The sequence below is a fragment of the Pseudomonas sp. GW821-FHT07G06 genome, from assembly GCF_058986625.1.
In genome coordinates, this window is sequence record NZ_JBYSVW010000016.1 from 21,968 (window position 1) to 42,522 (window position 20,555).

The 20,555-nt window shown below is 61.4% G+C and carries 19 protein-coding genes and 1 tRNA gene; 13 read left to right on the top strand and 7 right to left on the bottom strand.

The annotated features are described in order from the left end of the window. Nucleotides 1–22: 22 nt before the first annotated feature. Nucleotides 23–955 carry a GlxA family transcriptional regulator gene (locus AC3WJW_RS23140; RefSeq protein WP_493727532.1) on the bottom strand — a complete coding sequence of 311 codons (933 nt, stop codon included), beginning with the start codon at nucleotides 953–955 and terminating at the stop codon, nucleotides 23–25. Nucleotides 956–1,111: 156 nt separating this feature from the next. Here AC3WJW_RS23140 and AC3WJW_RS23145 point away from each other — a divergent pair, with 156 nt between their 5' ends. Further along, complete coding sequence (locus tag AC3WJW_RS23145) at nucleotides 1,112–1,774, top strand: glutathione S-transferase family protein (RefSeq protein ID WP_493727533.1); 663 nt, start codon at nucleotides 1,112–1,114, stop codon at nucleotides 1,772–1,774. Between the two features lie 150 nt (nucleotides 1,775–1,924). Here the strand turns inward: AC3WJW_RS23145 and AC3WJW_RS23150 are convergent. Then, a tRNA-Gln gene (locus AC3WJW_RS23150) sits at nucleotides 1,925–1,999 on the bottom strand. 323 nt (nucleotides 2,000–2,322) lie between these two features. Between AC3WJW_RS23150 and AC3WJW_RS23155 the strand changes: the two genes are divergently transcribed. After that, the gene (locus tag AC3WJW_RS23155) at nucleotides 2,323–2,751 is read left to right on the top strand and encodes a hypothetical protein (RefSeq protein ID WP_493727534.1); all 429 of its coding nucleotides are present in this window, start codon (nucleotides 2,323–2,325) and stop codon (nucleotides 2,749–2,751) included. A 111-nt stretch (nucleotides 2,752–2,862) separates the two neighbouring features. Beyond that, a complete protein-coding gene (locus AC3WJW_RS23160; RefSeq protein ID WP_493727535.1) occupies nucleotides 2,863–3,441 on the top strand; it encodes a hypothetical protein in 579 nt (192 codons plus the stop codon). A 41-nt stretch (nucleotides 3,442–3,482) separates the two neighbouring features. Here AC3WJW_RS23160 and AC3WJW_RS23165 read toward each other — a convergent pair whose 3' ends face one another. The 3 genes from AC3WJW_RS23165 to AC3WJW_RS23175 all read right to left on the bottom strand — a co-directional run bounded on the left by AC3WJW_RS23165 (nucleotide 3,483) and on the right by AC3WJW_RS23175 (nucleotide 6,957). Next, a complete protein-coding gene (locus AC3WJW_RS23165; protein WP_102702707.1) occupies nucleotides 3,483–5,471 on the bottom strand; it encodes a peptidase U32 family protein in 1,989 nt (662 codons plus the stop codon). A 364-nt stretch (nucleotides 5,472–5,835) separates the two neighbouring features. Further along, complete coding sequence (locus AC3WJW_RS23170; RefSeq protein WP_116582778.1) at nucleotides 5,836–6,216, bottom strand: RidA family protein; 381 nt, start codon at nucleotides 6,214–6,216, stop codon at nucleotides 5,836–5,838. A gap of 117 nt (nucleotides 6,217–6,333) precedes the next feature. Then, nucleotides 6,334–6,957: an NIPSNAP family protein gene (locus AC3WJW_RS23175; RefSeq protein WP_493727536.1), complete on the bottom strand. Its 624-nt coding sequence runs from the start codon at nucleotides 6,955–6,957 to the stop codon at nucleotides 6,334–6,336. 250 nt (nucleotides 6,958–7,207) lie between these two features. On the opposite strand from AC3WJW_RS23175, the gene leuC reads away from it, so the two are divergent. After that, a complete protein-coding gene (gene leuC, locus AC3WJW_RS23180; RefSeq protein WP_493727537.1) occupies nucleotides 7,208–8,629 on the top strand; it encodes a 3-isopropylmalate dehydratase large subunit in 1,422 nt (473 codons plus the stop codon). Between the two features lie 3 nt (nucleotides 8,630–8,632). Then, nucleotides 8,633–9,241: a 3-isopropylmalate dehydratase small subunit gene (gene leuD, locus AC3WJW_RS23185; RefSeq protein ID WP_493727538.1), complete on the top strand. Its 609-nt coding sequence runs from the start codon at nucleotides 8,633–8,635 to the stop codon at nucleotides 9,239–9,241. 372 nt (nucleotides 9,242–9,613) lie between these two features. Here the strand turns inward: leuD and AC3WJW_RS23190 are convergent, their stop codons facing one another. Continuing rightward, nucleotides 9,614–10,528 carry a LysR substrate-binding domain-containing protein gene (locus AC3WJW_RS23190; protein WP_476200787.1) on the bottom strand — a complete coding sequence of 305 codons (915 nt, stop codon included), beginning with the start codon at nucleotides 10,526–10,528 and terminating at the stop codon, nucleotides 9,614–9,616. A 128-nt stretch (nucleotides 10,529–10,656) separates the two neighbouring features. Here AC3WJW_RS23190 and AC3WJW_RS23195 point away from each other — a divergent pair, with 128 nt between their 5' ends. The 5 genes from AC3WJW_RS23195 (at nucleotide 10,657) to phnX (ending at nucleotide 16,635) form a co-directional block, all read left to right on the top strand. Next, the gene (locus AC3WJW_RS23195; RefSeq protein WP_102702584.1) at nucleotides 10,657–11,994 is read left to right on the top strand and encodes a 2-hydroxycarboxylate transporter family protein; all 1,338 of its coding nucleotides are present in this window, start codon (nucleotides 10,657–10,659) and stop codon (nucleotides 11,992–11,994) included. A 284-nt stretch (nucleotides 11,995–12,278) separates the two neighbouring features. After that, nucleotides 12,279–13,370 carry an iron-containing alcohol dehydrogenase PsrA gene (psrA, locus tag AC3WJW_RS23200; RefSeq protein WP_493727539.1) on the top strand — a complete coding sequence of 364 codons (1,092 nt, stop codon included), beginning with the start codon at nucleotides 12,279–12,281 and terminating at the stop codon, nucleotides 13,368–13,370. Nucleotides 13,371–13,499: 129 nt separating this feature from the next. Next, nucleotides 13,500–14,795, top strand: coding sequence for an MFS transporter (locus AC3WJW_RS23205; RefSeq protein ID WP_493727540.1), 1,296 nt, complete (start codon nucleotides 13,500–13,502; stop codon nucleotides 14,793–14,795). 53 nt (nucleotides 14,796–14,848) lie between these two features. Next, nucleotides 14,849–15,721, top strand: coding sequence for a LysR substrate-binding domain-containing protein (locus AC3WJW_RS23210; protein ID WP_007980564.1), 873 nt, complete (start codon nucleotides 14,849–14,851; stop codon nucleotides 15,719–15,721). An 86-nt stretch (nucleotides 15,722–15,807) separates the two neighbouring features. Beyond that, nucleotides 15,808–16,635, top strand: coding sequence for a phosphonoacetaldehyde hydrolase (gene phnX / locus AC3WJW_RS23215; protein ID WP_007980567.1), 828 nt, complete (start codon nucleotides 15,808–15,810; stop codon nucleotides 16,633–16,635). Nucleotides 16,636–16,676: 41 nt separating this feature from the next. On the opposite strand, the gene AC3WJW_RS23220 is transcribed toward phnX, so the two are convergent. Further along, on the bottom strand, nucleotides 16,677–17,450 hold the full coding sequence (locus tag AC3WJW_RS23220; RefSeq protein WP_493727541.1) for an AraC family transcriptional regulator: 774 nt from the start codon (nucleotides 17,448–17,450) through the stop codon (nucleotides 16,677–16,679). A gap of 134 nt (nucleotides 17,451–17,584) precedes the next feature. On the opposite strand from AC3WJW_RS23220, the gene AC3WJW_RS23225 reads away from it, so the two are divergent. The 3 genes from AC3WJW_RS23225 to AC3WJW_RS23235 all read left to right on the top strand — a co-directional run bounded on the left by AC3WJW_RS23225 (nucleotide 17,585) and on the right by AC3WJW_RS23235 (nucleotide 20,269). Next, complete coding sequence (locus AC3WJW_RS23225) at nucleotides 17,585–18,814, top strand: MFS transporter (protein ID WP_493727542.1); 1,230 nt, start codon at nucleotides 17,585–17,587, stop codon at nucleotides 18,812–18,814. Between the two features lie 76 nt (nucleotides 18,815–18,890). Next, nucleotides 18,891–19,286 carry a VOC family protein gene (locus tag AC3WJW_RS23230; protein WP_493727543.1) on the top strand — a complete coding sequence of 132 codons (396 nt, stop codon included), beginning with the start codon at nucleotides 18,891–18,893 and terminating at the stop codon, nucleotides 19,284–19,286. A 158-nt stretch (nucleotides 19,287–19,444) separates the two neighbouring features. Then, entirely contained in the window at nucleotides 19,445–20,269 is an 825-nt protein-coding gene (locus AC3WJW_RS23235) for a response regulator transcription factor (protein ID WP_429389787.1), read from the top strand. The last annotated feature ends 286 nt before the right edge of the window (nucleotides 20,270–20,555 follow it).

Genomic DNA, 20,555 nt, shown 5'->3' on the forward strand with positions numbered 1-20,555 from the left:
CACCTTTCAGGACATAACCCAATCAACCCCGACTGGCGCGCTGAATCACCTGCGGCGGCTGCCCGAAGGCCCGAATAAAAGCGCGGCGCATCCGCTCTCGGTCACCAAAACCGGTGTCCGTCGCCACCACATCGATAGAGTGCCGTCCGGTTTCCATCATCAACCGGGCCGACTCGACCCGCAGGCGTTCGATGGCCTTGGCCGGAGACTGGCCGGTTTCGGCATGAAACACCCGGCTGAATTGCCGGGGGCTGAGATTGGCCGCGCTGGCCAGCTCCTCGACCGACAGCGCGGACTTGAGATTCTGCCTGGCGTAGTTCAGCGCGGCCTGAATCCGATCGGTCTTGGGCGCCAGTTCCAGCATCACGGAAAACTGCGACTGTCCGCCGGAACGTCGGTGATACACCACCAATTGCCGCGCCACCTTGCGTGCAAGGTCGGCGCCCAGGTCCTGCTCCACCAGCGCCAACGCCAGGTCCACGCACGCGCTCATGCCCGCCGCCGTCCACAAATGACCATCATTGACGAAGATCCGGTCCTCCTCGACCTTCACGTTCGGGTACGTCTTGCGAAAGGCCGGAACATGCGCCCAGTGGGTGGTCGCCCGCCGACCATCAAGCAAACCGGCCTCCGCCAAGGCAATCGCCCCCGTGCAAATCGAGCCCAGGCGTCGGGTGCCGTGGCTGGCGCGGCGCAAGAACGCCAGCATGCCCGCAGTGGTCGGGCGGATCAGATTGTCGCCCAGGACCAGCAGCGTATCGAACGCGCGCTGGTCGAACGCTTCGGTCTGCACGGCAAAACCGGCGGAGGTTTGCACCAGGCCACCCGGCTCGGACAACAAGGCGATGCGGTACAAGGGTTCGTCACCGGCACTGTTGGCCAATTCGAAGGCGGCACACATGGCCAGGCCCAGAACCTGAAAACCGGGATAAACAATGAGTCCGATCTGGTGCATGGCGGTATGACCCTGAACGTGGCATGCATGATATTCAGGCCAGGATCTGCACTCTAACCCGAACAGCCCGCACCGGACATCATGATGGAGCGCCTCGCGCATTGGCCGATGGCGACGGATAATGAAGCGGTTTGCATCTCACCGAGGAATGGAAGGATGTCACTGACTCTTTATTTCCACCCGCTCTCGTCGTTCTGCCACAAAGCGCTGATCGCCCTCTATGAACTGGACATCGAGTTTGAAAAAAGGGTTATCGACCTGGGCAACGACGCCGACCGGGCCGAACTTCAAGCGCTGTGGTCGATCGGCAAGTTCCCGGTGCTTCGCGATCACACCCGGCAAAAGAACGTGCCGGAGTCGAGTGTGATCATTGAATATCTGGACCGACTTCATGCCGGCCAGGCACACCTGATTCCCCACGATTGGGAAGCCGCCCTGGAAGTGCGGCTATGGGATCGCTTTTTCGACCTCCACGTCCAGGTGCCCATGCAAAAGATCGTCGCTGACCGCCTGAACGCCGCCAACGGCGACCTGAGCCGCGAGCGCGCTGCGCTGACAACGGCGTACGGCCTGCTTGAACGGCAAGTGGCGGCAAGCACCTGGGTGGCCAGTCCGGCATTCAGCATGGCCGATTGCGCCGCCGCCCCGGCGCTGTTCTACGCCAGCACCCTCGTCCCCTTTGCCGACGATCATCGCCACTTGAGCGCTTATTTCGACAGGTTGACCGAAAGGCCCTCGGTGAAGCGGGTGATCGACGAGGCACGGCCCTGGTTTGCCTGGTATCCGTTTGCCGAGGCCATCCCGGAGCGCTTTCGCTAGAGGCGCGCGCACAAAGAACGCCCGCGAGCCTTGGCTGTACGCTGGTTCGCAAGGGAGCATCCGGGACATGAATAACGAGCGCAAAAAAATGGCGAATCGACGAATAACAACCGTCGGCCGAGTGTTTTCTGATTGAGCAGGAAGAAAAAATGGCAGGGGCGGCTGGATTCGAACCAACGCATGGCAGGATCAAAACCTGCTGCCTTACCGCTTGGCGACGCCCCTGTATCTGTTGCGACGAGTGCCAGGCACTCGCTTTCTTGAGTGGCAACAAGCGCTGTTGCCCGCTTGCGTGACAGGCTCCCTGAGGGCCTGTGCAAGAGTGGGCGGCAATTTACCAACTTTTGTCTCGTCTGGGAAGCCCCAATAAAACAATTTGTTTTTTTAAAACAGATGCTTAGTGTTCAGCCGAGTCCCGGGGAAGTGGTCGGCGCACATTCGGCCCGATCACGTCTGCTACGCTTTTCCTTTAGGGGATGGAATCGGGAATCGCTTGCTCAACACCCCTCCTTTGTCATTTGAGGGCGCAAAATGTGAAAGGCAAATTGATGGGCACCTTTGCAACCATCCTGGTGGTCGGGGCCGCAATCTATGGACTGAACACCTGGGAACACATCGAGAGCCAGCGACAGGAAGCGGTCTGCAGGGCCGCCCGGGAGCACCTCAACGGCCTGGAAACCCAGGCGCGGGCCCTGGCCTCCGGGTTGACGGTCGAAGCCTATGCCGAAGCCGAAAAAGCCGAGGCCGGCCAGTTGGTCCTGGCACTTGATACAGCCAGGAACGAAGCCGAGGTCAATGCCGTCATCGACAAACACGCCGCCGCCATCGAAGCACAGATAACGGCCGAAAACGCCGAGGTCCACTCCCGGAGCGATCAACCCTTCCTCGGCCAGGAAGTCAAGAAGCAACGCATCCCCACCGACATCAAACAGGAATTCAAACGAGCTGAAAAAGCCGTCCTCGAGACCTGCGGATAGCGTCGACTGCAGCTCCGGGTTTGTCGCCAGCGTCTAGACTCCAGCAAGAGCAGGCCGCAACCAGACTCCGCGTTTAAAACAAAAAAAACTACAAACGAGGACGCCCATACCTTGAAAATATCATCCCTCTGCGCCATCGCGGGCCTGCTGGTGTCGGTCGCGGTGTCTGCCAACGGTGTCATTCCTGTCCTCGAACTGGACTTCACACGGTCGGCGACGGAAACCCTGAAAAAAATCGGCATCAATGACGCGTGCATCATCGGCGCCTCGAGCCCCGTTGCGTTCACTTATTGCCGGGAAGGATCGTCGACACTCTGGAAGTATCAGGCACTGGATCTGGAACAGATGGCGGCACTGCACAATGATGCAAAGCAATCCACGGCGGTCTACCAACCGGTTTCCGTGGTGGAGTTCGGAAGTCCGGCCTGTGAACACGAGGGTAGTCTGGCCGCCACTGGAAGACCGGCGATACGCAGGCTGGTCCTCGGCCTGATCGCCATTTCCCTGCTGATCGGCTTGCGCTACAGCTATCGGGCCATGCGGCAGCGCCGCCAGGCCCCCACCGTGTACTCGCACCCCCTTGAGCAGGCGTCGAGTGAATTTCAGGCCAGCGCACAGACAAAAGCCCTGGCAGCCTTTGGCCTCGCGGTTGCCGTGGCAGTCGTCTACTTCAATTACACGGGGTATTGAACAACAGGCGAGCGCGCCGTTGCAGCGCGCTCGCCGGTCACTCAGTGCGGTGCGCGCGGGATGGTCTTGAGCAGGTCTTCGGGGCTGATGTGACCGACCACGCTGCCCGGTTGCGGCAGGTTGAGGATGTGGCCCTTCATCTTGCCGATGATGTGCATTTCGCATGGCTTGCAATCGAACTTCAGCGTCAGCACTTCATCGCCGTGAATCAGCTGCATCGGCGCGACCTTGGTGCGCACGCCGGTCACGCCCTTGGCCTGTTTCGGACACAGGTTGAAGGAGAAACGCAGACAGTGCTTGGTGATCATCACCGGCACTTCGCCGGCTTCCTCGTGGGCCTCGTAGGCCGCGTCGATCAGCTTGACCCCATGGCGGTGATAGAAGTCGCGGGCCTTCTGGTTGTAGACGTTGGCCAGGAAGGTCAGGTGCGACTCCGGGTACACCGGCGGCGGTGTGGTTTCGGCTTTACGGCTGCCGCGCGGGTGGGCGGCGACCCGCGCCTGGGTCAAGGCCTCGATCACTTCGCGGCGCAAGGCCTTGAGCTGCGAGTTCGGGATGAAGAACGCCTGCGGCGCATCCAGCTTGATGTCGATGGCGTGGTACTGGGTAGTACCCAGCTGGCCGAGCAGATCCTGCAATTGCTCCAGCGCCTGCTCCGGCTTGTTGGCCGCGCCGAACGGGCCGGCCAGGGTGACGCTGGCGCTGATGCCCTCCTCGCTGGTCGCGGTCAGCTCCAGCTGTTCTTCACGCAGGCGAGCGACCCAGCTCAGGGCGATGCGACGCTCGGCCGAGGTCCGTTGCAGCGCCTGTTGCCAGTTGTGATCGAGATTGCGATTCAGCGGATGATTGGGACGCAGCTTGTACATCCCCTCCGGCATCTCGTTGGGCTCGACGCGATAGCGATAACGCTTCTCGCCGTCCTCCTCGAATTCGCCCTTGGGTTCGGCGATGTTGGCGCGGAACCCCACCACTTCACGCTTGACCAGCACGTTGAGGCCGTCACCGTTGGACAGCGGCTCATGCGTCACGACCTGCATGTCACGCTTGGCGACCTTCTCGACCACACCCACCGGCAGACCGGTGAAGGTCGGCGAGTCAAAGGCGCCGATATCGATCTTGCGGTCAGTGACGAAGTAATCGGTGCTGCCGCGGTGGAAGGTCTTTTCCGGGTCGGGCAGGAAGAAGTGCGCGGTGCGGCCGCTGGAAGCGCGGGCCAGGTCCGGGCGGTCTTCGAGGACGTCGTCGAGACGCTGGCGGTAGTAGGCGGTGATGTTCTTCACATAGCCCATGTCCTTGTAGCGGCCTTCGATCTTGAACGAGCGCACGCCCGCCTCGACCAGCGCGCGGATGTTGGCGCTCTGGTTGTTGTCCTTCATCGACAGCAGGTGCTTTTCGTAAGCGATCACCCCACCCTTTTCGTCCTTGAGGGTGTACGGCAGGCGGCAAGCCTGGGAGCAGTCGCCACGGTTGGCGCTGCGCCCGGTCTGCGCGTGGGAAATGTTGCACTGGCCGGAAAACGCCACGCACAACGCGCCATGGATAAAGAACTCGATGGCCGCGTCGGTTTCGTCGGCGATGGCACGGATTTCCTTGAGGTTCAGCTCTCGGGCCAGCACCAGTTGCGAGAAACCGGCCTGATCGAGGAACTTCGCCCGCTCCAGGGTACGGATATCCGTCTGGGTGCTGGCGTGCAGTTCGATCGGCGGGATGTCCAGTTCCATCACACCCAGGTCCTGGACGATCAGCGCATCGACGCCGGCGTCGTACAACTGGTGGATCAGCTGGCGGGCCGGCTCCAGTTCATTGTCGTGCAGGATCGTGTTGATGGTGGTGAAGATCCGCGCGTGATAACGACGGGCGAACTCCACCAGTTCGGCAATCTCGCTCACCTCGTTGCAGGCGTTGTGGCGGGCGCCGAAGCTCGGGCCGCCGATGTACACGGCATCGGCACCATGCAGGATAGCCTCGCGGGCGATGGCGACATCGCGGGCAGGGCTGAGCAATTCCAGGTGATGTTTGGGCAAAGACATAGTTTTTTTAGTCAGGCTTGTCACGGTCGAGGCGTGCATTGTAACGGCGAAACGCCTGACCGGCACCCGTATGCTGCCAGGTGGCGTTTCGGGCAAGCCTGGCCAGCCTCAATCCCTGTAGGAGCGAGCTTGCTCGCGATGGACGCTAACGATGACGCGGGCATTCTGTATGCACGCGTCGCCCTTGTGTTCATCGCGAGCAAGCTCGCTCCTACATTATTTGATCGGCGTTGACCAAATGCCCAACATCCCCTGTGGGAGCGAGCCTGCTCGCGAAGGCGGTATAACAGTCAAGGTTGATGGTGACTGACACACCGCTTTCGCGAGCAGGCTCGCTCCCACAGGGTTTTGTGTGTTGCCGAGATCAGGCCTTGGCCGCCATCGCGGTCACTTCCACGCGCATGCCTTCCACCGCCAACGAGGCAACCCCGACAGCGGCGCGCACTGGCCACGGCTTGGCGAAGTAGCGCTTGTAGACCTCGTTGAACGCGGCGCGGTCGGCCATGTCGGTGAGGTAGATGGTCAGGTGCATCACGCGGTCCATGGAGCTGCCGGCACGTTCCAGCGCAACCTTCAGCGCTTGCAGGGTGCATTCGCTTTGCAGGGTGATGTCGCCCAGTTCCAGGCTGCCGTCGGCACGGGTGGGGATCTGGGTGGAGACCAGCACACCGGCGAAACCGACGACGTCGGAGGAAATCGAATCGGCATCGAGGTCAGGCGTAAAGGTCAGGTCGTGGTTTGCCATTGGAAGTTCTCTTGCTTGAAAGGGTAAGGCGAGCGCCTTTTGCGCCGCCAGTTTACAGGGCCATTCCCGGCGCGTCGCTAATCTGCACCGTTCGACTGCGCATGAGCCGGGCCGTCGTCATTGCAAGGGGGAAAACTTCGCCGGCAGGTAGATCGTCGAGCACATGTCACGCAGTTGCGGGCCGGAGTTTTCCGGCGGCCAGACGCCGTCGGCGACTGCTTGGGTGCGCACCTGCAAGCGCTGCTCAAGGCTGGCCCACGGCCAGATGTGCAGGTAACGCGGCAGCGCGCCGTCGGTGGCGTAAAACGCCGCGTACACCGGCGAATACTGTTCGCTGGTTCGCGCCTCGATGGCTTTACTCCAGCCGTCGAGTGTCGGCTGCAAACCGCTGCTGACCAGATCGTAGACGCGCAACTCATAGAACGGACCGTGCTGGCCGGCGCTCAAGGGTTCGAGGAAGGGAAACAGCGTGTAGTTTTCGATGCGCAGGTCGGTGATGAACTCGTTGACGCCAAACGCCCCGCCCCCCAGCAGGAAACGCTCGCGCTCTGCCTGCCTTGAGTGTTCGTCGGCATAGCCACGCAGCACGGCGATCTGATTCAACGGGCCGATCTCCGAAGCCCAGCACCCCATCAACACCCCGCCGACTTCCGGCTTCGCCAACTCATTCTCGATACGTGCCAGTGCATAGGCCACCGAGCGCACCCGCACGGTAAAAGTGATCAGTTCAAATAAACGCATAACGACTCCGCCGACTTGATTGCCAAAAGCCCACAGCCTAAGGCAGCCCCTGCCGACGGGGTATTGAGACGAACCCCATCGATTACGGCATTTCCCCCAGTGTTCCAGGTGATTTCTTTACGACGGGCAGCCATCGATCATTCACACATCGTGTTCAATGCCTTCACTTAATGGCGCTTGATGCAGGAATGGCGACGAATATGCTGTGAGTACGTTTCCGTGATCTCGCATGACAACAAGAGCCCACAACATGCACAGCCCCAGAACGCTCTACCAGAAACATATCGACAGTCACACCGTCTGCGCCCTCGACGATCAGGGCCATGTGCTGCTGTACATCGACCGCCAGGTCGCCAACGAATACACCAGCCCGCAAGCCTTCAGCGGCATGCGCGACGCAGGTCGCAAAGCCTGGCGCCCGAGCGCGACGCTGGCGGTGGTCGACCACGTCAATCCCACGGCGCCGACACGCGTTGCCGCCATGCCGGACGCCGGCGGTGCCCGTCAGGTGTCCTATTTCGAAGAAAACTGCCGCGACTTCGGCATCGAACTGTTCGATGTGCTGGACAAGCGCCAGGGCATCGAGCACGTCGTGGCCCCCGAACAAGGCTTTATCCTGCCCGGCATGGTCATTGCCGCCGGCGACAGCCACACCACCACCTACGGTGCCCTGGGTGCCTTCGGCTTCGGCATCGGCACCTCGGAAATCGAACACCTGCTGGCCGCGCAAACCCTGGTCTACAAGTGCCTGAAGACGATGCGCGTGACGGTCAATGGCCTGCTCGGGCCTGGCGTGACGTCCAAGGACATCATCATGGCCCTGATCGAGAAAATCGGCGCTTCGGGCGCCACCGGTTACGCCATCGAGTTCGCCGGCCCGGCGATCAGCGACCTCAGCGTCGAAGCGCGCATGACCATCTGCAACATGGCCGTCGAGGCCGGCGCCCGAGGCGCGTTCATGGCCCCGGATGACAAGGTCTTCGCCTACCTGCAACGCAAGCCCCGCGCCCCCCGGGGCCAGCTGTGGGAACAGGCCGTCGCAACATGGCGCGGCCTGCACAGCGACGAGGGTGCGGTGTTCGATCGCGAAGTCACCCTGGATGTCGCGACGCTCGAACCCATGGTCACCTGGGGCACCAGCCCCGATCAGGCCGCACCGGTGGGCGGGCATGTGCCGGACCCGGCCGCGCAGCCGGACCTGATCCTGCGTCAGGGCATGCAACGCGCCTTGAACTACATGGGCCTGGAACCGGGCATGCCGCTCAGCGACGTGGTGATCAGCCACGCCTTCATCGGCTCCTGCACCAATGCGCGCATCGAAGACCTGCGCGATGTCGCCCGCGTCGTGCGCGGCAAACGGGTGGCGGCCCATGTGCGGGCGATGATTGTTCCCGGTTCGACGATGGTGCGTGACCAGGCCGAAGACGAAGGGCTGGCGCAGATTTTCCTCGACGCCGGTTTTGAATGGCGCCAGTCGGGTTGCTCGATGTGCCTGGCCATGAATGACGACGTGCTCGCCCCCGGTGATCGCTGCGCCTCAAGCACCAACCGCAACTTCGAAGGCCGGCAAGGCGCCGGTGCGCGCACCCATTTGATGAGCCCGGCCATGGTCGCCGCCGCAGCGATTACCGGGCACTTGACCGACGTGCGCACCTTCGCGCTGGAGGCTTGAACCATGCAACCTTTCGCTATCGTCAGCGGCAGCGCCGCCCCGCTCCTGGCCGCCAACATCGACACCGACGTGATCATGCCCAAGCAGTTCCTCAAAGGGATTGATCGCAAGGGCCTGGACAAGGGGCTGTTCTTTGACTTGAGGTTCCTTGAGTCCGGCGAACCCGATCCGCGGTTCATCCTCAACCAACCGGCCTGGAACGAGGCTGCGTTTCTGGTGGTGGGTGCCAATTTCGGCTGTGGTTCGAGTCGCGAACATGCGGTCTGGGGCCTGAAACAGGTCGGCATCCGCGCACTGATCGGCACCCGCTTCGCCGGCATTTTCTACGACAACTGCCAGCGCAATGGGGTGTTGGCGATTCAGCTGACCGAGGAACAACTCAAGCAGATTGCCGCGTTGACCAGCAACCCGGCAACGGCTCGAATCAGCGTCAACCTGCCGGAGCAAACCATCGAACTGGCAGACGGCAACGTGATCCCGTTCGAGATCGATGAACTGCGCAAGCAATCGTTGCTGCTGGGACTGGACGCGATTGGCACCACGTTGCAACGGGCCGAGCAGATTCGCCAGTTCGAAGCCCGGCACCTGGCGGAAAATCCCTGGCTGGTCTGATAAGGACCCTGTAGGAGCGAGCTCGCTCGCGATGGTCGTTAACGATAACGCGTGTTTACTGGCTAAACGCGGCGCCCTTGAATCCATCGCGAGCAAGCTGACCTTCCTTGTAGGCGCTGCCGCAGGCTGCGATCTTTTGGCTTTTGACGGGCTCAAATCAAGATCAAAAGATCGCAGCCTGCGGCAGCTCCTACAAGGGGGGTGTGGTAGATGTAAAAAAACGGCTTCTGGGGCTCGATGCCATTGGCACCACGTTGCAACGGGCCGAACAGATTCCTGTAGGAGCGAGCTCGCTCGCGATGGTCGTCAACGATAACGCGTGCTTACTGGCTAAACGCGGCGCCCTTGAATCCATCGCGAGCAAGCTCGCTCCTACAGAGACAGATGACGAAAATACTCCTCGAGAAACTCGACACAAACCCGCAGCTTGGCCGACTGGCTCAGCCGCGTCGGGTACACCGCCCACACGTTGGCGCTCTGGGTGTAATCGTGCAGCACCTGCACCAGTCGCCCCTGCTCCAGCATCGGCTTCACATCCCACATCGAGCGCAACAGGATCCCGCCGCCACTCAAGGCCCACTGCAACACGATCTCGCCGTTGTTCGAGGATAACGGCCCGCTGACACGCACCGATTCTTCCTGCCCGTCCTTCGTCAGGCTCCACACGCCGAACGCGTTGTTGCGCTCCTTGAGCACCAGGCAATCGTGGTCTTTGAGGTCAGCCAGCGATTGCGGCACACCGCGCCGTTCCAGGTACTCGGGCGTCGCACACAGCACCCGCCGGTTGCTTACCAGTTTGCGCCCCAGGTGCTGGCCCGGCAGGTCATCCCCCACGCGAATCTCCAGGTCGAAGCCCTCACCGACGATATCGACCACGCGGTCGAACACGTCCAGGCGCAGTTCGAGTTTGGGATAGGTCTGCGACAGCTCGCAGATGGCCGGCGCCACATGATTACGGCCAAAACCGAAGCTGCTGCAGATGTGCAACGAGCCCATGGGTTGTTGCCGCGCCTCGGATATTTCGCCGACGAAATCATCGAAATCACCCAGCAACTTCTCCGCCCACACCCGCACCCGCTCGCCGTCGTCGGTCAGTGCGATGCGTCTTGTCGTGCGGTGCAGCAGGCGGGTCGAGAGCGTGGTTTCCAGCACGGATATGCGTTTGCTGATGTAGGCCGGCGAATACCCCAGCTCCTCGGCGGCGCTGGCGAAGCCGTTTTTGCGCACGACGGTGAGGAACACCTTGAGGTCTTCAGGCAAGGGAAACTGATCACGATTCGTGTTCATACGCCTCATACTTTTGCTGTTTATCGCGTTATTCGCGAAGGATAGCATCGATCTACCGAGTGGCAATCCATCCCCGGCCAACCGTAGTTTCTGAATCCTCGATAAAAACAACATGAGGAAAGCGCGACATGAACAAGCCCTACGAGCAAACCCTTAACGCCCCCGACGGCGGTTTCGTGCAACGCCTGCGCAGCCTCTGTGCCTACGAAATCGGCGTCATCCCGCTGCCGATCTTTCTCGGCATCGCGGTCATCGTTTATCTCTCGGCCCACCTGGGCTTCCTGCCCAAGAACATGATCGGCGGGCTCGCTGTGATCATGACCATGGGCGTGTTCTTCGGCCAACTGGGCTCGCGCCTGCCGATCCTCAAGGAAATCGGCGGCGGCGCGATCCTGTGCCTGATGCTGCCGTCGATCCTGGTGTTCTACGGCTTCTTCGGGCCGGCGACGATCGACGCGACCAAAATGCTCATGAAGGAAGCCAACTTCCTGTACTTCGTGATCGCCAGCCTGGTGGTCGGCAGCATTCTGGGGATGAGTCGTTTCATCCTGGTCCAGGGCATGCTGCGAATGTTCATTCCCCTGCTCGTCGGCACCCTGGCCGCCGTTGCCAGCGGATTGCTGGTCGGCAAACTGGTGGGCTACAGCTTTCACCACACGTTCTTTTTCATCATCGTGCCGATCATTGGCGGCGGGATCGGCGAAGGGATTCTGCCCCTGTCGCTGGCCTACTCGTCGATCCTCGGCGGCACACCGGATATCTACGTGGCGCAACTGGCGCCGGCCGCCGTGGTCGGCAACATCGCGGCGATCATCTGTGCCGGTTTTCTCGCGCGCCTGGCCCTCAAACGCCCGAACATCAATGGCGAAGGTTCGCTGATCCGCGCCAAGGACGAGAACGATAAATTCAAGGTCAAGGAAGACACCGGCTCCCTTGTCGACTTCCGCGTCATGGGTGCCGGGGTCCTGGTGATCTGCGCGTTCTTCGTCCTCGGCGGCCTGCTGGAAAAAGTCGTGGGCATTCCCGGCCCGGTGATGATGATCCTCGCGGCGGTGCTGTTTAAGTACCTTCGGGTGCTGCCGGAGAAACTCGAGAAAGGCGCCAACACCTTTTACAAGCTGGTGTCGTCGGCCTTCATCTGGCCGGTCATGATCGGCCTGGGTATGCTCTACGTGCCGCTGGACAGCGTGGTGAAAGTGTTCTCGGTCGGCTATGTACTGGTGTGCGTCTCGGTGGTGGTGTCGATGACCGTGGCCGGCTTTTTCATTGGCAACCTGATGAAGATGTACCCCATCGAATCGGCCATCGTGACCTGCTGTCACAGCGGCCTGGGCGGCACCGGAGACGTGGCGATCCTCTCCGCGTCCAACCGCATGTCGCTGATGCCGTTCGCGCAGATTTCCACGCGCATTGGCGGGGCTTCGACGGTGATTCTGGCGACGATACTGTTGCGCCTGTTTGTCTGAAGTTCTCAACACACAAACCCTGTGGGAGCGAGCTTGCTCGCGATAGCGTTGTGCCTGATACATAGATGTTGAATGTACGACCGCAATCGCGAGCAAGCTCGCTCCCACAGGAGGTGCGGTGTTCAAACTATTAGCTGAACAGAACACCGGCCCCGTGCCGGTGTTTTGCATTGTGAGGTCGTTATCGGCCCAGCCGATTCAAACCTGCGAATTATCGATTTGTGCAGCAGTCCGTGGACCGCGAGCATGGCATCACTTCCAACAACAAAAACCAAGGACCCGCCATGACCGCCCGATTTCACAACCCAGTGGATACCCGTTTCGGCTGGGGCAGCCTGCAAGAGCTGGCCGCCATCACCGAACACCAGAACGTTGCCGTCGTGACCTTTCCCGAAGCCCGTGACCTGGGGCTGGTGGATCGCCTTCAAGCGTTGCTGGGCGAACGTCTGGTCTACGTGATCGAAGATGTCCAGCCCAATCCCGATGTCGCGCAACTGCGCGCGACCTATGAACGCTTCTGGCAGGAAGCCGGCGATTGCCATGCGGTGATCGCCGTCGGAGGCGGCAGTGCCATCGACACCGCCAAGGCGCTGATAGTCGGCACCGAGTCAGGCCGCTTCGATGAGCTGCTGGCATTGCTGGCAAGCGGCAAACCCTTCGTTCCGGTACGCAGCAAACAGCTGATCGCAGCCCCGACCACGGCAGGCACCGGCAGTGAAGTCACGCCCTGGGCGACGATCTGGGACGCGGCCAACCACAAGAAGTATTCCCTGCACCTGGACTGTACCTGGCCAAAGGTCGCGATCATCGATCCGCAATTGATGCTCACGGTGCCGGCCAGCGTCACCGTTTCCACCGGGCTGGATGCACTGTCCCACGCACTGGAATCGATCTGGAACATCAACGCCAACCCGCTTTCCGACACCTTCGCCATCTCCGCCATCGAAGACATCCTCGAATGCCTGCCCTTGCTGCGGCGTGACCTGTCCAACCAGGAACTGCGTTCACGGATGGCCCTCGCCGCACTCAAGGCCGGCATGGCGTTCTCCAACACCAAGACCGCGCTGGCCCACTCCATTTCCTATGAGATGACCCTGCACTACGGTTTGCCCCATGGCATCGCCTGCTCCTTCACCTTGCCACTGGTACTGGGCCTCGCCTGGGGTCACGACGCAACGCGCGACAAGACCCTGCAACGGGTTTTCGGGCCAGACCTGGATAAAGCCCAGGCCCGTTTGCGCGCCTTCCTGCACAGCCTGGACGTGAAAACCGAGTTCGCCGACTACGGCGTAACGGCCGAAGAGGCGCAAGCCATGATCGACTTCGCCCTGCAGGGCGCGCGCGGCAAGAACTTCATCGGCTCACGAGCGGCCTAGGGCTCGACAGCCCCCAAGACACTACACTGCCAGCGGCGTAACGAGCCGCGACGATTTCCTGCCGCACCTGAAAAAGAGTGCACCCTGCGACGCAACTCGCAGGGAACGAACAAGAATAAGGAAAAGATCATGAATCGTGCCCAAACCATGCCAGGTCTCGCCGTACACAGCGCATCGTTTCGCTTCGCCCAGTGGCGCATGCTGCTGGCCGCCATGTTTTGCTATCTGTTTTTCTATACCGGGCGACAAACGTTCGGTTTCGCCATTCCCGGTATCCAGGCCGAGTTCGGCTTTACCAAAGAGCACCTTGGCTGGGTATCGGCCGCCATGCTCTGGGCCTACGCCATTGGCCAGGCCATCAACGGCAACCTCGCCGACAAATTCGGTGGCCGACGCATCATGACCCTGGGCGCGGTACTGTCGTGCGGCGCTAACTGGGTGACGAGCTTCGCCAGTAACTTTGCCGCGTTGATTTTGCCCTGGGGCATCAATGGCTACTTCCAGGCATTGGGCTGGGCACCGGGCAGCCGGCTGATCTCCAACTGGTGGAGCGCAGGTGAACGCGGCAAGGTCTACGGCTTCTACGTGTTCGCGGCCGGTTGCGCTTCCGTTCTTTCCTACGTGACCTCGATCGTCGTGCTGGAAGTGATGCATCTGGAATGGCGCTGGATCTTCCGCCTGCCCGTATTGCTCATGCTGGCGGGCGGCATCATCTTCTACCTGGTGGCCCGCGAGCGTCCGCAAGACCTGGGATTCGAACCGCTGGCCGACACAGGCGTGGCCAACGCCGAGGACAAGAACCATGAGGTGGCGCACGGTGAAACCGAAACATCGGCGCAACGCTACAAAGCGGTACTGAAGAACTTTCGCCTGATCATCGCCGCCGTGTCCCTGGGGTTCCAGAACGCTGCCCGCTACGGTTTGATCGTCTGGGTGCCGGTGCACTTTCTGGGCGCCAACTGGAAAAGCGGCGACAGCATGATCGATCCGAAATGGATCACCGTGGCCCTTCCGGTCGGCATGGCCATCGGCGCGCTGAGCAACGGCTGGATCTCGGACAAGCTGTTCGGCTCCAGGCGCTACCTGGCGATCATGCTCTACATGTTCCTCGGTGCGGCCACCAGCTTGTGGATGTGGACCCTTGCCCCCCACAGCGCGACCGGCCTTGTGGCGTTGTTCCTCTGCGGTTTCTTCGTGTACGGCCCCGCCTCCAGCTTCTGGGCACTGTGCCCGGACCTGGTGGGCGCCAATCGTGCCGGCACGGCGACCGGCGTGATGAACTTCTCGTCCTATCTGTTCGCCGGCCTGGCGGAACCGCTGATCGGCAGTATGCTCGACAGTACCGGCAACACCTCGCTGATCTTCATCGTGGTCACCAGCGCCTGCCTGTGCAGTGCGATTGTCGCGTTGTTCATCAGGCGTTGATTGGCTGGCACGGCAGATTGAATCGAAGGCGCGGCTTCTGAACAGGATCGTCTATGTACCAGTACCACAAGTGGCTACGTTCATTTCACGCGGTGGCCAAGACCGGCAGCTTCACCCTCGCCGCCGAGTACCTGAGCGTTGGCCAGCCCACGGTCAGTGAGCAGGTCAATGCCCTGGAGAAGAAGTTTTCCGTGGAGCTGTTCCATCGCCGCGGCCGCTTTATCGAAATGAGTGCCGCCGGGCACCAACTCTATGCGATCACCCAGGGCCTGTTCGGCCAGGAGGATGAAGCCGTGCAACTGCTGCAGAGTTTCAAGCAACGCAAGACCGGCATGCTGCGCCTGGGCGCGGTGTCCCCGCCCATTGCGATGAACCTGACCTACGAACTGATGCAGCGGCACCCGGACATCGAGCTGGAAACCTCGTTTTCTCCGGAAAAAGAGACCCTGGATCGCCTGTTCAACTTCGATATCGATGTGGCGATCCTGGCCCTGTCCGAATTCGACCAGCGTTTTGACACGCAGCTTTACCGGCGCTACCCGATCATTGCGGTGGTGCGCGAGGACCATCCCTGGGCCCGGCAGAAAGAAGTCCATGTCGAGCAGATCAGCGAAGAGAAATGGGTGCTACGGGAAAAAAGCTCCCGCACTCGCCAGTTGGTAGAGGAAAGCTGCAAGCGCCTGGGCGTCGCCCTCAATTGCGTCATGCAGTTGAACAGCCGCGAGGCCATCGTCCATGCCATCGCCAAGGGCATCGGTATCGGTTTCGTCTCGGCCGTCGAGTACGCCGAAACGCCCGGCACCAAACCGATCACCTTCGTCAATCACCCGTTTTCCATCGACTACCACCTGTGCTGCCTGGGCATCCGCCGAAACCGGCCGATGATCGCGGAGCTGTTCGACTCGAGCCCAACGCCGGCCACCTGATTTCGTCTCACCCTTGAGCAATCCACAGGCCTACTTCCTGGCGACAGGAGGGACGGCCTGCCCACAACAAAAAATGGAGAAATCCCATGAACTACCAACAACCGACCCAACTGCAAGCCGTGGTCCTGGACTGGGCCGGCACCGTTGTCGATTTCGGCTCCTTCGCCCCCACGCAGATTTTCGTCGAAGCCTTTGCCGAGTTCGGCGTCGCCGTTTCGCTGGAAGAAGCCCGGGGCCCGATGGGCATGGGCAAGTGGGATCACATCCGCACCCTGTGCAATCAGCCGCAGATCGCCGAGCGCTACCGTGCCGTGTTTGACCGCCTGCCGACCGATGACGATGTCACCGCACTGTACGAGCGCTTCATGCCGCTGCAGATCGAGAAAATCGCCCTGCACTCGGCCCTGATTCCCGGCGCCCTGAACACCATCGATGCCTTGCGCGACAAGGGCCTGAAAATCGGTTCCTGCTCCGGTTACCCGGCCGTGGTCATGGAAAAAGTGGTCGAACTGGCGCGGCACAATGGCTACGTGGCGGACCATGTGGTGGCCACCGACGAGGTGCCGAACGGCCGCCCCTACCCGGCCCAGGCGCTGGCCAACGTGATTGCCCTGGGGATCAGCGACGTCGCCGCCTGCGTCAAGGTCGACGACACCTGGCCCGGCATTCTCGAAGGCCGTGCCGCCGGGATGTGGACGGTCGCGCTGACCTGTTCCGGCAATGCCCTGGGCTTGACCTACGAGCAATACAAGGCCCTGCCTTCCGACAGGCTGGACAGTGAGCGGGCCCGCATCGTCAAGATGTTCGAAGGCTCCCGCCCGCACTACCTGATCGATACCATCGTCGATCTGCCGGCGGTCATCGAAGACATCAATGCCCGACTGGCGCGGGGTGAAACACCGCAAGGGTCCTGAACGGATTCAGACGTCAAGCGGCCGTCCCACGGGTGGCCGCCTTACTTGAAAAAATCACTCGGCGTCTTGCCGAACTGCTTCTTGAACATGGTCGTGAACGCGCTCGGGCTGTCGTATCCCAGCTCCCCGGCGATGTCGATGATCTTCTCCCCGACGGCGATGCGTTCCAGCGCCAGCAGCAGTCGCGCTTGCTGGCGCCATTGGCCGAAGGTCATGCCGGTTTCCTTGCGGAAGCGGCGCTGGATGGTTTTGACGTCGAGGTCCAACCGCGCGCTCCAGTCCGACAAGGTCGAGCCATCCCCTGGGTCTTGCTGCAATGCGCTACAGATCTGGTTGATCCGTTGATCGGTGGGCTGCGGCAGGTTCAATGGCAAGGTCGGCAGGATCGTCAGTTCATCCAGGATCAGTCGCAGCACCCGGGCTTCCCGCGAGTCCGGATCGCAATTGAAATCGAAATCCACCGAGACCTTGATCAGCTCACTGAGCAAGGCGGACACACTCACCGCGCGGGTTTCGCCGGGCAGGTCCGGGCTCGCGCCGGGGTGCACAAACACGCTGCGCATCTTGATCGGCCCCACGCAGCGAATCGAGTGCACTTCCCCACTCGGCATCCAGATGCCACGGCTCGGCGGCACCGTCCATTGGCTGGTGGCGGCGTGCACCACCATCACGCCTTCGATGGCATAGATCAGTTGATGCTTTTCATGGGAATGCGGCGCGATAAACCAGTTTTCCGGGTAGTCGGTCGCACTGCTGCGAACGCTCCAGCCGCCCTGGTCGATCTCCGCAAGAAATGTCTGCAATGGCTTGATCATGACGCCCTTTTTGCGATGGTCGGCGCCCGAGTTGCGCGAGACGGGCGACTTTGTGGGCCATAGGATAACGCCGAACCCTGAAATTGGCTGCGCCTTGCGTTCGCGGCTCGCGTTTTTTATCCGGAAACCCGCCTATGTCGACCACCACCCTCAGCTCGCCCTCACCCACCGTCTCGGTCGCCAGCCAGGCCAGCCCCCTGGTCATGCGCGTCATCGGCGCCTGTGCGTTGGCGCACCTGATCAACGACCTGATCCAGGCCGTGCTGCCGTCGATCTACCCGATGCTCAAGGCCACTTATGGCCTGAGCTTCACCCAGGTCGGCCTGATCACCCTGACCTTCCAGCTCACCGCCTCACTGCTGCAACCGTGGATCGGCTTCTACACCGACCGTCATCCCAAACCGTGGCTGCTGCCGGCCGGCATGGTCTGCACCCTGATCGGTATCCTGATGCTGTCGATGGTCGGCAGTTTCCCGGCGATTCTCGTGGCCTCGGCGCTGGTGGGGGTTGGCTCGTCGACCTTTCACCCGGAGACCTCGCGGGTGGCGCGCCTGGCCTCGGGCGGTCGCTACGGCCTGGCGCAGTCGACCTTTCAGGTCGGTGGCAACGCCGGCAGCGCCTTCGGCCCCTTGCTGGCCGCCGCGATCATCATTCCCTATGGCCAGGGCAATGTCGCCTGGTTCGGCCTGTTCGCGGTGTTCGCCATCCTCGTGCAATACGGCCTGAGCCGCTGGTATCGCAATCACTTGAACCTGTTCAAGCTCAAGCAAGGCAGCAAGGCCACCCACGGCCTGTCGAAACGGCGGGTGACCTTCGCCCTGGCGGTGTTGGCGCTGTTGGTGTTTTCCAAATACTTCTACATGGCCAGCTTCACCAGTTACTTCACCTTCTACCTGATCGAAAAATTCGACCTGTCGGTGGCCAGTTCGCAGCTGTACCTGTTCCTGTTCCTCGGTGCCGTCGCGGCGGGTACGTTCTTTGGCGGCCCGATCGGCGACCGGATCGGCCGCAAGCGGGTGATCTGGTTCTCGATCCTCGGCGCAGCGCCGTTCACCCTCGCCCTGCCCTACGTCGACCTGTTCTGGACGGGCGTGTTGAGCATGATCATTGGCTTCATCCTCGCCTCGGCATTCTCGGCCATCGTGGTCTTCGCCCAGGAACTGGTGCCCGGCAACGTCGGCATGATCGCCGGGGTGTTCTTCGGCCTGATGTTCGGTTTTGGCGGGATCGGTGCCGCGTTGCTCGGGCATCTGGCGGATATCCATGGCATCGAGTACGTGTACACGCTGTGTTCATACCTGCCGCTGCTGGGAATTCTGACCCTGCTGCTGCCGTCTACTGGACAACGCCCGTCGGGAGCTTGAATGGCCAAAATGGTGTTCTCCCGAAAAGGAGCGCACCCTTTCGGTTTTACAGGCCAGCCATCAGGAGGAACACCCCATGAAAATCGTAGTCACCAGCGTACTCGTCGATGATCAGGCCAAGGCCCTGGCGTTCTACCGGGATGTACTCGGCTTTGAACTCAAGCACGACATTCCCATGGGCGAACACCGCTGGCTGACGCTGACGTCCCCCGGCGATCCCGATGGCGTCGAGCTGCTGCTGGAGCCCAATGCCCACGGCGCGGCAAAAACCTTCCAGAGCGCAATCAAGCAGGACGGCATTCCCTGCACGTTTTTCGGTGTCGAGGACGTGCAGGCCGAATATGCCCGGCTCTGTGCCGCCGGGGTTCAGTTCACCCGCCCGCCGACGGTGATGGGACCGGTCACCCTCGCGGTACTGGACGACACCTGCGGCAACCTCATCCAGATCGTCCAGCACCACTCGACCGCCTGATCATTTCTGCTACCAGCCCTGTAGCACTCGGTAACACCCGGCCCCAATGCGGTGCGTCTTTTAAACGCAATGCCGTGCGCCACCCCGCTCCACACGGGGCCCCCCGCCATGGCGTACTTTGTGCATCCAAAGGCCATCCTCTTCTGCCTGTAGCCGCCATGCGCCCCAAGGAACTGAAACTCTGGACCACCGGAGTCGCCCACCTGCTCGACCTGCCTGCCGGGCATGCGCGGCTGTCGGGGTTGAGCCACTGGCTTCGACAAATCTGCCCGGTCGATCATTTCGTGTTGTTTGTCTATGAAGGCAATCACCGGCCACTGGCGTTGTTCGATACGTTTTCGGCGGACAAGCGCGCGGTGTATGTCGACGACTACCAGTGCGGGCCTTACCTGCTCGATCCGTTCTACCTGGCTTGTACACGCGGGCAGGCGCCGGGACTGTGGCGGTTGCGCCAGTTCGCCCCCGACCATTTCTACCTTGGCGAATACTTCCTGACCTATTACCAGCAGACCGGCCTGGCCGAGGAAGTGGCGTTCTTCGTCGACCTCGGTGGCGGCGCCATGGCGGTGTTGTCGTTGATGCGTTCCAGCGCCAGCTGTGCGTTCAGCCGGGACGAAATGCAACTGGTCGAGTGCGCGCAAGCGGTGGTCGAACAGGTCATCAATGAAGCCTGGCGCTTGCGTCAGGCCCAACAACCGCGACCAGCGCAAGACCTGGACTTCAAGATCCGCGAAGCCTTCGACCACTTCGGCGCGCACATCCTCACCGGGCGCGAGCAGGAAATCGTTCAACTGTTGCTGCGCGGCCACTCCAGCGCGTCGGTGGCCGAACAACTGAACATCAGCCCCGGCACGGTGAAGATTCACCGCAAGAACATCTACGCCAAGCTGGGGATTGGCAGCCAGTCGGAGTTGCTGGGGTTGTTCATTCGGGAGCTGACGGAGGACCCGTTGCAGGCGCCCGGCCTCAGGCTGCAAGCCTGATACCTGTTGGTATACGCATATCCCTGTGGGAGCGAGCTTGCTCGCGATTGCGGCCATACATTCAACATCCATGTGTCTGATACACCGCCATCGCGAGCAAGCTCGCTCCCACAGGTCTATCGGTGATCCGGAGATTGTGGTCAGCGCGAATCAAGCTAATCCTGCTCCCCTGGGCTCAAGCTGCAAGCCTGATACCTGTCGGTAAGCAGAAAACCCTGTGGGAGCGGGCTTGCCCGCGATAGCGGCAGCACATTCAACATTGATGTGTCTGACATACCGCCATCGC

Excerpts from the sequence above, each read along its gene's own strand:
- leuC (WP_493727537.1), top strand. The coding sequence starts at position 7,208 with ATGCACAGCCCCAGAACGCTCTACCAGAAACATATCGACAGTCACACC.
- AC3WJW_RS23210 (WP_007980564.1), top strand. The coding sequence starts at position 14,849 with ATGTACCAGTACCACAAGTGGCTACGTTCATTTCACGCGGTGGCCAAG.
- phnX (WP_007980567.1), top strand. The coding sequence starts at position 15,808 with ATGAACTACCAACAACCGACCCAACTGCAAGCCGTGGTCCTGGACTGG.
- AC3WJW_RS23190 (WP_476200787.1), bottom strand. The coding sequence starts at position 10,528 with ATGAACACGAATCGTGATCAGTTTCCCTTGCCTGAAGACCTCAAGGTG.
- AC3WJW_RS23230 (WP_493727543.1), top strand. The coding sequence starts at position 18,891 with ATGAAAATCGTAGTCACCAGCGTACTCGTCGATGATCAGGCCAAGGCC.
- AC3WJW_RS23205 (WP_493727540.1), top strand. The coding sequence starts at position 13,500 with ATGAATCGTGCCCAAACCATGCCAGGTCTCGCCGTACACAGCGCATCG.
- AC3WJW_RS23195 (WP_102702584.1), top strand. The coding sequence starts at position 10,657 with ATGAACAAGCCCTACGAGCAAACCCTTAACGCCCCCGACGGCGGTTTC.
- AC3WJW_RS23145 (WP_493727533.1), top strand. The coding sequence starts at position 1,112 with ATGTCACTGACTCTTTATTTCCACCCGCTCTCGTCGTTCTGCCACAAA.
- AC3WJW_RS23235 (WP_429389787.1), top strand. The coding sequence starts at position 19,445 with ATGCGCCCCAAGGAACTGAAACTCTGGACCACCGGAGTCGCCCACCTG.
- AC3WJW_RS23220 (WP_493727541.1), bottom strand. The coding sequence starts at position 17,450 with ATGATCAAGCCATTGCAGACATTTCTTGCGGAGATCGACCAGGGCGGC.
- AC3WJW_RS23170 (WP_116582778.1), bottom strand. The coding sequence starts at position 6,216 with ATGGCAAACCACGACCTGACCTTTACGCCTGACCTCGATGCCGATTCG.
- AC3WJW_RS23140 (WP_493727532.1), bottom strand. The coding sequence starts at position 955 with ATGCACCAGATCGGACTCATTGTTTATCCCGGTTTTCAGGTTCTGGGC.
- leuD (WP_493727538.1), top strand. The coding sequence starts at position 8,633 with ATGCAACCTTTCGCTATCGTCAGCGGCAGCGCCGCCCCGCTCCTGGCC.
- AC3WJW_RS23165 (WP_102702707.1), bottom strand. The coding sequence starts at position 5,471 with ATGTCTTTGCCCAAACATCACCTGGAATTGCTCAGCCCTGCCCGCGAT.
- AC3WJW_RS23155 (WP_493727534.1), top strand. The coding sequence starts at position 2,323 with ATGGGCACCTTTGCAACCATCCTGGTGGTCGGGGCCGCAATCTATGGA.
- psrA (WP_493727539.1), top strand. The coding sequence starts at position 12,279 with ATGACCGCCCGATTTCACAACCCAGTGGATACCCGTTTCGGCTGGGGC.
- AC3WJW_RS23175 (WP_493727536.1), bottom strand. The coding sequence starts at position 6,957 with ATGCGTTTATTTGAACTGATCACTTTTACCGTGCGGGTGCGCTCGGTG.
- AC3WJW_RS23225 (WP_493727542.1), top strand. The coding sequence starts at position 17,585 with ATGTCGACCACCACCCTCAGCTCGCCCTCACCCACCGTCTCGGTCGCC.